We start from the raw sequence: 12,688 nt of genomic DNA, 5'->3' as shown, positions 1-12,688 counted from the left end.
GCCGCTCGGTTAGGGGTTTGGAAACGGGCCGCCGACTCACTCGGTGAGGCGCTGTTTCGCGAAGCGGGCGAGCAGCGGGAGGTCGTCGAGGTGGACGAGCTTCGAGAGGCCGCGGATGCTGCCGTCGTTGGCGTCGCTGAGCGTGTCGACGTCCATCCTGTTCAGGTCGTCCATCAGGCGGTCGTAGCGCTCGTTCGGCGCGAGGTAGAGCAACTGGGTCATCGTCAGCCGGGTCCGCATGTCCGGCGCGACGCGGGCGTGCCAGAGGTCGTCGTAGATGGCCATCGCGTCCGCGGACGTGTCCCGCTCCGAGCCCATCAGGCAGCGATCCGCCGTGATGGCAGCGGCGCGCGCGGACTCCATACACTTGTGGATGCCCTCGCCCCACAGCGGGTCGATGGTCGGCACGGTGTCCCCGATCGCCATGAAGTTGTCCGTGCTGAGATCGGCCGGCATCTGGATGTGCGCGCTGCCGCGGTGCTGTTGTTTGTCCGCGATGCGCTCGGCGTTCGCGAACCGGGGGTCGGTCTCCAGCCAGTGGGTGAGGTGGTCGTCGATGCTCTTGGAGGTGTCGCCGTACCGCTGGTAGCTCTCGTTCTGGATGTAACACAGGCCGACCTTCGCGGTGTCGCCGCCCGTGTGGAAGATCCACGAGTAGCCCCCGGGCGCGTACCGGTGGTCGAGACGCAGCATCATCGCCTCCGAGAGGTCCGCGAAGTCTGGGTGGTCGAGTTCGACGCCCTCCATCTCCCACTCGATGCCGACCGCCTGGTTCTCCCGCTTGAGGTCGCAGACGCCGAGCTTCTTCGCGAGCGGCGCTGCCGGACCCGTGGCGTCCACGACGATGTCGCCGTAGACCTCCTCGTCGCCCGCGTACCGGACGCCGACGACCTCGCCGTTTTCCGTAATCGGGTTGTTCACGCGGGCGTCGAAGCGGTACTCCGCGCCGTGTTCGCGCCCCTCCGCGACCAGCCACCGTTTGAAGTCCGCGAATTCGAGGACCGCGCCGGGCTGGTGTTGGACGAAGTGCTCGTTGGGGGACTCGAGGACGACCTCGTCGGTGTAGTGCATCACGACGTCGTCGGGGATCCCGAACGCCCCCGTCATCGACGCGAACGTCCCCGCCGTGGACTTGTTCGACTGCCGCGGGAACTGCGCTTCGGGTTCGGCTTCCAGCACGAGCACGTCGTACTCGCGCTGCGCGAGGTCTCTCGCGCACTGTGCTCCGGCCGGGCCCGCGCCGGCGATGACGACGTCGTAGTTCTCAGACATAGCGTATCCCAGTAGTGTGCGTTGGCTGCGCGCACCGATGTGCCGGTGCGGTGGTCCCGCGGACGCCGCGCTGGAGGTGTCGTCCAGCTCGGCGGCGACTTCGAGCGGCCGTCGCGGCGTCAGCGGGCATTGTCACTCGTGGTAAATCGGGGCGCGCGTAAAAACACGCCGGAACGTTCCTGACGCCCGCGAGAGGGCGGAATCCAACGGAAGACGAACGGCCTACTGCGGGGAGAGGAGGATCGGCGCGCGCAGCGCGCCGTTCACCGTGAGCGAGCGGAGTGAGCGAACGGGTGTTTTTGGTGGAGATTTTTGCGAGGCGGGTTCCCGCAGCGAGCGAAGCGAGCGCGGAAACCCGCCGAAGTAAAAAGGTCCGTCAGTAGAACTCGCGGACGAGGTCCATCGCGCCCTCGGGCGCGCCCTCGTCGATCTCGGACATGTCGGTGTCGAGGCCGTGCTTCTCGCCGTAGGGGATCGACTTCTCGGACTGCCAGATGACGCCCTGATACTCCTTGCTGGCGTCGAGGATCTTCTCTTTGGCCGCGTCGTAGTCGGTCGGGTCGTGGCCCTCCTCGGCGACGTCGACGAGGTTGTCGCGGAAGTAGTCGTAGGTGTCGACGTCGTTGAAGGTGACGCAGGGGCTGAAGACGTTCACGAAGCCGAAGCCGTCGTGCTCGATGGCCTCCTGCACGATCTCGGCGTGCCGCTGGGCGTCCGTCGAGAACGACTGCGCGATGAACGTCGCGCCCGACGCGAGCGCGAGCGCCATCGGGTTGACCGGGGGCTGCTGGGGACCTTCGGGCGTCGTCGACGTCTCGAAGTCCATCCGCGAGGTCGGCGAGGCCTGCCCCTTCGTGAGTCCGTAGATCCGGTTGTCCATCACGACGTACGTCATGTCGACGTTGCGACGGACGGCGTGGACGAAGTGGCCCGCGCCGATCGAGTAGCCGTCGCCGTCGCCGCCGGCGACCATCACTTCGAGGTCGGGGTTCGCGAGTTTGACGCCGGTACCGACCGGCAGCGCGCGACCGTGGACGCCGTGGAGCGCGTACGAGCGCATGTACGTCCCGATCTTGCCGGAACAGCCGATTCCGGCCACGATGAACGTGTTGTCGGGGTCGTTGCCCGTGTTCGCGAGCGCCTTCATCATCCCGTTCATCGTCCCGAAGTCGCCGCAGCCGGGACACCACGTCGGTTGCTTGTCTGATTTGAAGTCCGTGAATCGAACGTCCGAGCTCATTGGTCTGCCTCCTGCAGCGCCGCTTTGATATCGCTTGCGAGTTCGTCGGCCTTGAACCGCACGCCGTCGTACTTGTTCACGCGGTCGACCCGCCTGAGCGTGTCGTGTTCGACGACGTCCGCGAACTGACCGGTGGCGTTACACTCGACGACGACGACGTTCTCCGCGGCCTCGACCTCCTCGGTCAAGTCAGGTCGCGGGAACAGGTACGGGACCGAGAGGAACTTCACGTCGATGCCCTCCTCCTCGAGGAACTCGATCGCCTCGGTCATCGCGCCCTCGTTCGAGCCCCACGAGACGACGAGGTTCTCCGACTCGGAGTCGCCGAACTCCCGCGGCGAGAAGTCCTCTCGCTCCCGCGCGGTCTCGACCTTCCGGTTGCGCTTGTCGACCTGCTCGACGCGCATCTCGGTGTCTTCGGTCCGACGTCCGAGTTCGTCGTGTTCGAGCCCCGTCGACATGTGGACGCCGCCGTCGGTGCCGGGGAACGCCCGCGGGGAGACCCCGTCGTCGGTGAGCGCGTGCGGCTTGAACTGCCCCTTCTCGTTCTGCCACTCGTCGATCGACTCCTCGTCGACGACCTTTCCTCTGTCCACCTCGACCGCGTCCATGTCGAAGGCCTCCGGGGGGAACGTCTGTTCGGTGACGGCCATCGCCAGGTCGGCGGCGATGTACACCGGCGTCTGGTACTTCTCGGCGAGGTTGAACGCCTCGACCGTCTTCCAGAAGCACTCGGAGATGGTCGTCGGGCCGAGCACGAACCGCGGGATCTCGCCGTGGCCGCCGTACAGCATCATGTTCAGATCGCCCTGTTCCTGCTTGGTCGGCATCCCCGTCGAGGGGCCCGAACGCATCACGTCGACGATGACGAGGGGGGTCTCCGAGGTCGCGACGAGGCCGAAGGTCTCGGACATCAGGTCGATCCCGGGTCCGGAGGTGGCGGTCATCGACCGCGCGCCGGCCCGCGCCGCGCCGAGCGCGATGTTGATCGCCGACAGCTCGTCTTCGGCCTGCACGACGTGCCCGCCGAACTGTTCGATCCGTCCGGTCAGATACTCCATCACGTCCGTCGCGGGCGTGATCGGGTACCCGGCGTAGAACTTACAGCCCGCGGCGATCGCGCCCATCCCGATGGCCTCGTCGCCGTTGAGCAGCACGTAGTCGTTGTCGGTCGTCTCCAGTTCGTAGTCGAACTCGTGGTCGTACTCGTCGGCGACGTAGTCCTGCCCCGCGCGGGCGGCCTCCTTGTTGTTGTCGACGAGCGACTGCCCCTTCGAGCCGAACCGCTTTTCGAGGGCGCTGTCGAGGTTTTCGATCGGGAAGTCAGACACCTCACAGGCCGCGCCGAGGGCGACGACGTTGCGCATAATCGCGCCGCCGGCCTCCTCGGCGAGCCGTTTCAGGGGGACGTCGAGTCCGATCATCCCCTCGGGGATCTCGACGTTCTCCATCGTGGTCCGGTCGCCGTCGTAGATGATGACCGACCCGTCGTGGAGCTCTTCGAGGTTCTCCTCGATCGTCCGTGGCGTCAACGCGATCAGGACGTCGAGGCGGTCGACGACGCTCTGGACCGGATCGACCGCCGTCCGGACCTTGTACGCCGTGTAGCCGCCGCGGATTCGTGAGGCGAAATCCTTCGACGTGAACACGTGCCGCCCGGCTCTCGAGAGGGCCTGGGCGAATATTTTTCCCGTCGAGTCGATGCCATCGCCGGCTTCCCCGCCGATGGCCCAGTTGAAGTCCGCAGGCATGTGACTAAGGGATTCCCTTGGATCGAAGAAAAGCCTTCTGAAAGGCCTTGAAAAAAGGGGTGACATACTCCGCACGAAACTTTACGAATATGATCCCAAATCGCCATCATTCGGCGATCGCCCCTACCGCTTCGCAAATATTGCGCCGATAATTGGGCAATCGTACAGCCGAACCGAGCCGTCCGAAACCCCCGTGAGCGCGGTCTCGGTGACAGAAGGCAACTGACTTTTCGCCGGCACGCGAACCCGGTCGTATGGACGCAACAGTCGCCGTCAGCGCGGCCCGGGACGTCGGACCGCAGACGGTCGCCCTCGAGTTGGAGTCGCCCGACGAGTTCGACGCCGAGCCCGGACAGTTCGTGAAGGTCTCCGCCACCATCGACGGCGAGGGCTACGCCCGCTTCTACACGCTCTCCTCGCCCGGCGTCGACGACACCTTCGAGGTCACCGTCGGCGTCGACCCCGAGGAGGCCGGACCGTTCAGTCAGTTCCTGCTCGACCTGGCCCCCGGTGACGACCTCGAGATCTCGGGACCGTTCGGCGAGAGCTACTACGAGGGCGAGTCCCGCGTCGTCGTCCTCGCCGGCGGTCCGGGCATCGGTCCGGCGGTCGGTATCGCCGAGGCCGCCGTCGCAGACGGCAACGACGCGGCGATCGTCTACCGGACCGACGCCCCCGCTCACGGGGACCGACTGGACGCCCTGCGAGCGTCGGGCGCGTCGGTCACGGTCGTCGACGAGAGCGGCGACATCGACGACGCGGTCGCCGCGGCCCTCTCTGGGGACGCCGACGAGCAGGTGTTCGTCTACGGCTTCGCGGGCTTCGTCGACGACGCGGTGAGCGCGCTCGACGCGGCGGGTGTCGACCTCGACGACGCCAAGATCGAGAACTTCGGATAAGTCCGGTCACTAACTTCTCGAGCGCGTCGACAACTCACGCTTCGACCGACTCGACCGCGGGCCAGACCCGCCAGACCGCGACCGCGAGGCTCCCGAGCCACCAGACGAGGAGTCCCACGCCGTTGAGGAGCGGTTCGCCCGCGGCGACCTCCGCGCCGCCGACCACGCCGACCGCGCTGGAGAGCACGAGTCCGCGGAACGCGCTGTTGGGGCTGAGCGCCAAGAGGAACGCGAGCCCGTCCTCGGCGAGCGCGCCGCCGGCCAGTCCCGCGACGAGCGCCGTGTCGATCCCGAGGACGAGCGCCACCGCGAGCGCCGTCGCCAGCGCGAACGCGGTCCGGACGGTCCGCGTCGCCGCCGAGATGCCGACCGTCGCGGCCAACACGATCAGCGTGAACGCCGCCGAGAGCACGACGAACCGGACGTACCGCACTCCCGAGTCGGCGGCGGCGTTGATCGCGAGGAACGTCGGGATGTCGGCGGTCAGGAACGGGACGAAGAGCCCCACGGCGAGGAGCGTTCCGACGACGAGCGAGACGAGCGCGAGCGCCCGACCGAGGTAGACGCCACCGACGTAGGCGAACCGCGACACCTCGAAGGTCCGCAGCACGTCCAGTTCCCCGGTCTGTCGGTCCCCGAGGATCGATCGATAGCCGAACGCGACCGCCAGGAGCGGCACCAGCACCTCGACGAACGTGAGCAGGTCGAGCGTCAGCGGGACGAACCCGCCACCTCCGCCGGTCCCGGCCCACGCGACGCCGACGACGCTCGCGGCGAAGGCGACCGCCAGCGCCACGAGCGCCGGCGTCCTGACGATCGTCCGAAGCTCGCGGGTCGCGACGACGAACAGATCCTGCACGACGGCGTTCACGCGCGCTCTTCTGGTCTCGTTCGCGTCGGCGGTCACGTCAGACTCACTCATCGGCTGGCACCTCCGTCCCCGCTGCCGCGTCGTCTCCACGGTCGCCGTCCGCGGGCGTCTCGTCCGCCTCTCGGTCCGACTCCGACGAGCGGCGACCGATACCGGCGCGGACGGTGGACTCGCCCGCCCGCGCCCCCACCAGTTCGAGGAACGCCTCCGACAGCGACGCGCTCTCCGTCTCCGCGAGCAGCGACTCCGGCGAGCCCGTCGCCACGAAGTCGCCCTCGTCGAGGACGTACACCGTGTCTGCGTGCGCTTGCACCGCCGGGAGTTCGTGGGAGGCGACGACGACCGCCGCCCCGTCGGCCGCGAGGTCGCCGACGACGCCGAAGAGGCGTTCGACCATCGCCGGATCGAGCCCGCTGCCGGGTTCGTCGAGGACGAGAACCGACGGGTCGCCGAGGATCGCCACGCCGAGCCCGAGCAACCGGGTCATCCCGCCGGAGAGGGAGCCGACGTTGCGGTCGGCGACGTCCGCGAGCCCGACGCGCTCCAGCGTCGCGTCGACGTCCCCGTCGTCGACGCCCTCCAGCAGTTGCGCGTAGAAGTCGAGCGTGTCGCGCGCGGTGAACCCCGCCCGGAACGCCGGCTGCTGGGGGAGGTAGCCGACGCTCCGCGCGCCGCGTCGATACCCGACCGACACCGATCCGGACTCGGGGGCGGCGATCCCCGCGAGCACGTGCAACAGCGTCGACTTCCCGGAGCCGTTCGGGCCGACGACGGCGGCGACCTCCCCGCGGTCGATCGACAGCGAGACTCCGGAGAGCACGTCCACGTCGCCGAAGGACTGCGCGAGCGACTGCGCGCTGAGGGCGGGCGAGGCAGTCGAAGCCGACTCCTCACTCACGCCGACGCACCTCCCGTACTCTCGTTCGCGAGGCGCGCCGTCGTTTCGGAGTGGAACGGCCGCGTCCGCGCGTCGGTGTCGACCACGCCCGACTGTCGGAGGCCGGAGACCGCGTCCTGGACGCGGCGCAGCGTCGCGACCGCGGGCGACTGCGCGAGCGTCGTCGCGCCCGAGACTGCCCCGATCCGCGAGTCGACCGTCCCGGTCGGCCGGTACGGCCGGTCGTAGACGCCGTCGTCGTCCCCGTCGGCGATCGGCAGCGCGCCCCAGTGGTTGCCGACGCCGCCGTGAGACCACGTCCGGAGCGGGCCGATCCGCGATTCGACGGCCCGCTCGTTGCCCACGAAGTCGTTTCTGAGTACCCAGTTCGACGGGAGGATGTCGTTGCGCGCGCGCCGACGCCGTTGCCGACGACGACGTTGTCGACGAAGGCGTTGCGGTCGCGGCGACCTGCAGTCCGTACTCGTTGTCGACGACGACGTTCCGGGCGTAGTAGGAGTCGCTGCCCGCCGGGACGACCCCGTAGGTGTTCCCCCGGACGTCGTTGCCGACGATCAGGTTCTCCACGGGTCGGGTCATCACGATGACGCCCGCCTGCCCGTCGCGGACGGTGTTGTTCGCGACGAGCGACTCGGAGGTGTACATCTCGTGGACGCCGTAGCGGCCGGGGTCGGCGCGGTTGTCGCGCACGACGCTCCCGTCCGCGCGGTGGGTGTAGACGCCGTCGCGACCGCCGACGAACGTCGACTCCTCGACCGCGCTCGGCGCGCCGATGAGCACGACGCCCATGAACCCCTCGCGGGCGGTGTCGGCTCCGCGGACCGTCAGTCCACGGAGCACCGAGTCGGGGCTCTCGCGGACGATCACGCCGCTCGCGGGCGTGTCGATCTCGACGTTCGAGACCGCCGCGTTCGCCGCGCCATCGAGGACGATTCCGGCGTCGCCGTAGCCGTAGGCCAACTGCACCGTCGTGTCCCAGTCGGTCGTGTCGTTTCTGCTGTCGCGCCCCCGACTCCCGACGTCGCCGACGCCGGCGACGCCGAGATCGGAGACGGCGGCGGCGTCCGCGCGGACGTAGACGACGCTCCGGTTGCCGTCGCCCCGCAGGACGGTCTCGGGGCCCGCGCCGGCGAGGGTGATCGAGCGGTTCAGCGTGACCTCGTCGACGTCGTACGTCCCTGCCGGGAGGTACACCGTCGTGTCCGGCGGCGCGGCGTCGATGGCGTCCGCGACCGTCGGCTCGCTCGCGACGCCGTCGGCGCGTCTCCGATCGTCGGGAACGGCCGAGGCGTCCGCACCGACGACGACGCTCACCGGGCGCTCCCGTAGCCGCTCGGCGGTCGAGACGGTGTCGTTCGCCCACGCGTGACGGGCTTCGACGGACCGCTCGAACTCGTCTAACCGGGCCGGGAGCGGATCGCCCACTCGGGACTGCAGCGTCCCCCAATCGACCACCTCGCCGCCGTGTGCGTCGGCGAACGCCTCGGCGTCCGCGCGCTCGGAGAACGCGACGGTGACCGGGCCGGACGGGATCGCCGCCTCGCTACCGACGACGTAGAAGGCCGTGTCGGCGGGCGTCCAGCCGACGGAGCGGCCGCGCTCGGGGGTGACGAACCCCTCCTCGGTCAGCGTCGGCGAGACGGTCGAGAGGTCCGAGACGTAGACGGCGAGCGGGTCGCCGAACTGCCGCTGGGCGCTCGGATCGCCGAGTTCGCCCACGGCCGTCTCGATGCCCACGTAGCCGACGACGTAGCGGTAGCCCGAGTAGAATACTTCGACCCGCGGGAGGACGAATCCCTCCGCCTCCGCGCGGCGGGCGTCGACGCCGGTGCCGCCCATATCGACGGTGTCGGCGAAGTCGACGGGCTGGAGCGACTCGCCGCTGGCGGGCGTCAGCGCGAAGGAGAGGCTCGCGGCGACGAGCGAGAGGGTCACTGCCGCCGTCAGCCACTGGGTCCCGGTCGGCGAGAGGATCGCCATCACATTCCGAGCCCGGCGATCACCTCGGGGGTGACGCCGTCGTGCTCGACGATCGAGCCGCCCCACTCGGACTGGAACGCCTCGGCGTCGGCCTCCTCGCCGAACGCGATGAGGTCCCTTCCCATCGTGCCCTTCACCTCCGAGTCGGCGACGAACGTCACGTCCGCCACCGACGCGAACGAGGGCGCCTCGTAGTGCCGCGAGATCAGCGTGTCGCCGCCGTCCTCGAAGGTCTCGTAGTCGACGGCCGAGTAGTCGGTGACGTAGAAGGCGACGTCCTCCCAACCCTCGCCGTCCCGCTCGAACTCGTACTGGTACGCCTCCCACGTGCTGTCGAAGCGGGCCGGGTTCTCGTGGCCTTCGGGCTCGTGGTCCGCGTAGAATATCTCCGCACTCGGACCGGGGTGCTGTCGGATCGTCATCCCGCAGACGTCGCAGGTGGCCCCCTCCGGAATGGTGATCGCCGCTGGAGCCTCCTCGCCCGCGCCGTCGTCGCCGCTTCCGTCACCGCCGAGACAGCCGCCGAGGGAGGCGGCGAATGCGCCCGTTCCCGCGAGCAGGAACTGACGGCGACGGACCGATCCCGGCACCGCCCGTCCCCCACCCCCTGCCAGTCGTTCATCGTCCATACGAATCAGTAGGGAACTGGCTGCAAAAGCGCTCCGGGCAGTTCCTACGAACTGAGAAGGACCCGGGACGCGCCGTCCGAGAGAGGCCTACGCAGTCGTTCGATTATCGCGGCTCCGAGAGAAGGAGTCGCACAGATTTATGACCCGGTGTTCGAATACTATAAACGAATATGAGCGACGGAGACGGCGATGGAGAACTCGAAGCGCGCCTGGTAGAACAGGAAACGTTCGAGCCGAGCGAGGAGTTCGTCGAGCAGGCGAACGTCTCCGACGAGTCGATCTACGAGGAGTTCGAGGAGAACTGGCCGAATGCGTGGACCCGCGCGGCCGACCTCCTCGATTGGGACACCGAGTACAGCGAGGTGCTCGACGACTCCGAGGGGCCGTTCTACGAGTGGTTCGCCGACGGCACGCTGAACGCCTCGTACAACTGCGTCGACCGCCACGTCGAGAACGGCGACAAGAACCGCGTCGCGATCAAGTGGGAGGGCGAACACGGCGACACGCGAACGTATACCTACCAAGACCTCTACCGGGAGGTCAACGAGTTCGCGGCGGGCCTCCGCGATCTCGGCGTCGAGGAGGACGATGTCGTCACGCTGTATATGCCGATGGTGCCGGAGCTACCGATCGCGATGCTCGCGTGCGCTCGGATCGGCGCGCCGCACTCCGTCGTCTTCGCGGGCTTCTCCGCGGACGCGCTCGCGACCCGGATGAACTCGGCGGACTCGCGGTACCTGGTCACCTGCGACGGCTACTACCGCCGCGGCGACCCGCTCGATCACCTCGCGAAGGCCAACGAGGGCCTCGACGGCGTCGACCACGGAATCGACGCGACGGTCGTCGTCGACCGGCTCGGCGACGACGGCTTCGGCCACGACCTGAAGGGCAACCAGCACGACTGGGACGACCTGCTCGCCGACCATCAGGGCGACCGCGTCGACCCCGTCGAGCGCGACGCCGAGGACATGCTGTTCCTGATGTACACATCGGGGACGACCGGCGAGCCGAAGGGCGTCAAACACACCACCGGCGGCTACCTCGCGTACACGGCGTGGACGTCGCACTCGGTTCTCGATCTGAAGCCCGAGGACACCTACTGGTGCTCCGCGGACATCGGCTGGATCACCGGACACTCCTACATCGTCTACGGGCCGCTGGCGCTCGGCACGACGACCGTGATGTACGAGGGCACGCCGGACTACCCCGAGCGGGACCGCCTCTGGGAGATCGTCGAGAAGTACGCCGTCGACGTGTTCTACACCGCCCCGACGGCGATCCGCGCGTTCATGAAGTGGGGCTCGCGGTTCCCCGAGGAGCACGACCTCTCCAGTCTCCGCCTGCTCGGGACGGTGGGAGAACCGATCAACCCCCGCGCGTGGAAGTGGTACTACAAGCACATCGGCGACGAGGAGTGCCCGGTCGTCGACACGTGGTGGCAGACCGAAACGGGAGGAATGATGGTGACGACGCTGCCGGGCGTCGGGACGATGAAACCCGGCTCCGCGGGGCCGCCGCTGCCGGGGATCGACGCGAAGGTCGTCGACACCGCCGGCGAGGAGGTCGACGCCGGACGCGCGGGCTACCTCACGGTCGACAAGCCCTGGCCCGGAATGCTGCGGACGCTGTACAACAACGACGAGCGGTTCATCGAGGAGTACTGGTCGGAGTACTCCGATCCCGACGCCGACGAGTGGGTGTACTTCCCCGAGGACGGCGCGAAGATCGATGACGACGGCTACATCACGATCCTCGGCCGCGTCGACGACGTGCTCAACGTCTCCGGGCACCGGCTGGGGACGATGGAGATCGAGTCCGCCATCGTCGGCGTCGAGGGCGTCGCCGAGGCCGCGGTCGTCGGCGGCGACCACGAGGTGAAAGGCGAGGCCGTCTACGCCTACGTCATCCTCGAAGACGGCTACGAGGGCACCGACGAGATGAGCGACCGAATCGTCGCGGGCGTCGAGGACGCGATCGGTCCGATCGCCCGCCCCGAGCAGGTGATCTTCACCCCCGAACTTCCCAAGACGCGCTCGGGGAAGATCATGCGCCGCCTCCTCGAAGAGATCGCCAACGACGAGGAACTCGGGGACACGACGACGCTGCGGAACCCCGAGATCGTCGAGGAGATCCAGCGGAAAGTGCAGGAGTAAGCGCTACGACTCTCACATCCATTTCGCGGTACAGCACCGCATACGGCAATCAACGCCGACTAAAACAGAAGTTTCTTTCACGAACGTTAATTGCATAGTCGGCCGTAGTTCGAAGCGATCCATAGCGGAAGGTACCGACGGGGGGACGAGATGGGGGACAGACGAGACGCGATGGGGCCAGCGCGATTCTGCGATGGATTACAGCGAGGAGGGACCAATGGCAACGCAAGCGACAGGAACGGTAACGCAAGGTGTAGACATCGACGAGTTCCACGAGTTCGTCGACTACGCGACCGAGCACCCGGAAGCCATCCAGATGGAACTCGGTGCTCGTGCCCGCTACGAGAACCGACTCTTTCACAGTCTGGCGAAAGTCGACGAGTACAGGCTCGGCGAGGACGTGATCAACCGGGGGACGCGCGAGTACACGCTGCCGCTGGGCGCGTGGAAGGAGATGGAGGAAGCGTCGGGGTTCGTCGATCCGACCGATCGGATGGAGCCGATCGAAGTGGCGCTGGCGGCGCTCGCCGGCTGTCTGAACGTCGCCGTCGGCGTCACCGCCGTGGCCAACGACATCGAGATGGACGACCTCGAAACGACCGTTCGGCTGGACTTCGACCCGCGCGTGGTGCTGATGATCCACGACGTCGACAGGTCCGAGGAGACGTTCGACGACATCCGCGTCGAAATCGCCGTCAACGGTGAGGGCCTCTCAGAGGAAGACGCCGACATTCTGGCTGCGGGCGCAAAGCGCTCGCCCGTGTGGAATCTGCTGACGTTCGCCCACGATCTCGACCCCGTCGTCAGGATCGGATCGGCTCCGGAGGCCACCGACTGACCGAACAGGCGGGGTCGCGGATTTCTTTTCGCACCGACTCCCTCGACAGTTGTACCGCGAGGCTCGCTGTGCGAGCCGAGCGGCATTTTTCCCTCTAGGTTTTTGCGCGGAGGGGTCCTCTGGACCCCTCCGTGGAAAAAGGTAGGTGGGTCTACAG

At 67.9% G+C, this 12,688-nt stretch carries 8 protein-coding genes and 2 pseudogenes; 3 read left to right on the top strand and 7 right to left on the bottom strand.

Annotated elements, in window-relative coordinates; all coding sequences use genetic code 11:
- Nucleotides 1-36 precede the first annotated feature (36 nt).
- The 3 genes from ACP99_RS17140 to ACP99_RS17130 form a co-directional block, all read right to left on the bottom strand.
- Entirely contained in the window at nt 37-1,272 is a 1,236-nt protein-coding gene (locus ACP99_RS17140; protein WP_049987760.1) for a digeranylgeranylglycerophospholipid reductase, read from the bottom strand.
- A 376-nt stretch (nt 1,273-1,648) separates the two neighbouring features.
- On the bottom strand, nt 1,649-2,512 hold the full coding sequence (locus ACP99_RS17135; RefSeq protein ID WP_049987759.1) for a 2-oxoacid:ferredoxin oxidoreductase subunit beta: 864 nt from the start codon (nt 2,510-2,512) through the stop codon (nt 1,649-1,651).
- Nucleotides 2,509-4,263 (bottom strand): 2-oxoacid:acceptor oxidoreductase subunit alpha, encoded by a 1,755-nt coding sequence (locus tag ACP99_RS17130; protein WP_049987758.1) that lies wholly within the window; start codon nt 4,261-4,263, stop codon nt 2,509-2,511. The genes ACP99_RS17135 and ACP99_RS17130 overlap by 4 nt, the downstream gene beginning before the upstream one ends.
- Nucleotides 4,264-4,517: 254 nt before the next feature.
- On the opposite strand from ACP99_RS17130, the gene ACP99_RS17125 reads away from it, so the two are divergent.
- Nucleotides 4,518-5,162, top strand: coding sequence for an FAD-dependent oxidoreductase (locus tag ACP99_RS17125; RefSeq protein ID WP_049987757.1), 645 nt, complete (start codon nt 4,518-4,520; stop codon nt 5,160-5,162).
- A gap of 34 nt (nt 5,163-5,196) precedes the next feature.
- On the opposite strand, the gene ACP99_RS17120 is transcribed toward ACP99_RS17125, so the two are convergent.
- The 4 genes and pseudogenes from ACP99_RS17120 to ACP99_RS17105 form a co-directional block, all read right to left on the bottom strand.
- The gene (locus ACP99_RS17120) at nt 5,197-6,084 is read right to left on the bottom strand and encodes an ABC transporter permease (RefSeq protein ID WP_156105792.1); all 888 of its coding nucleotides are present in this window, start codon (nt 6,082-6,084) and stop codon (nt 5,197-5,199) included.
- Nucleotides 6,077-6,838, bottom strand: a pseudogene (locus tag ACP99_RS21565) (ABC transporter ATP-binding protein); the annotation flags it as partial. The gene ACP99_RS17120 and the pseudogene ACP99_RS21565, both read right to left, overlap by 8 nt.
- Nucleotides 6,839-6,927: 89 nt before the next feature.
- Nucleotides 6,928-8,911: pseudogene (locus tag ACP99_RS21445) on the bottom strand (NosD domain-containing protein).
- The gene (locus tag ACP99_RS17105; protein ID WP_049987755.1) at nt 8,911-9,540 is read right to left on the bottom strand and encodes a nitrous oxide reductase accessory protein NosL; all 630 of its coding nucleotides are present in this window, start codon (nt 9,538-9,540) and stop codon (nt 8,911-8,913) included. Before ACP99_RS17105 ends, ACP99_RS21445 begins: the two are co-directional and overlap by 1 nt.
- A 170-nt stretch (nt 9,541-9,710) precedes the next feature.
- On the opposite strand from ACP99_RS17105, the gene acs reads away from it, so the two are divergent.
- Together acs and ACP99_RS17095 are read left to right on the top strand one after the other, a co-directional pair.
- Complete coding sequence (acs, locus tag ACP99_RS17100) at nt 9,711-11,693, top strand: acetate--CoA ligase (RefSeq protein ID WP_049987754.1); 1,983 nt, start codon at nt 9,711-9,713, stop codon at nt 11,691-11,693.
- 217 nt (nt 11,694-11,910) lie between these two features.
- Nucleotides 11,911-12,531 carry an OsmC family protein gene (locus tag ACP99_RS17095; protein ID WP_197052503.1) on the top strand — a complete coding sequence of 207 codons (621 nt, stop codon included), beginning with the start codon at nt 11,911-11,913 and terminating at the stop codon, nt 12,529-12,531.
- Nucleotides 12,532-12,688 lie beyond the last annotated feature (157 nt).

This window comes from Halobellus rufus, from assembly GCF_000739575.1.
Classification (GTDB): Archaea; Halobacteriota; Halobacteria; order Halobacteriales; family Haloferacaceae; genus Haloquadratum; species Haloquadratum rufum.
Note: the sequence above shows the minus strand (reverse complement) of the source record. Positions and strands in the feature narration are given on the sequence as shown.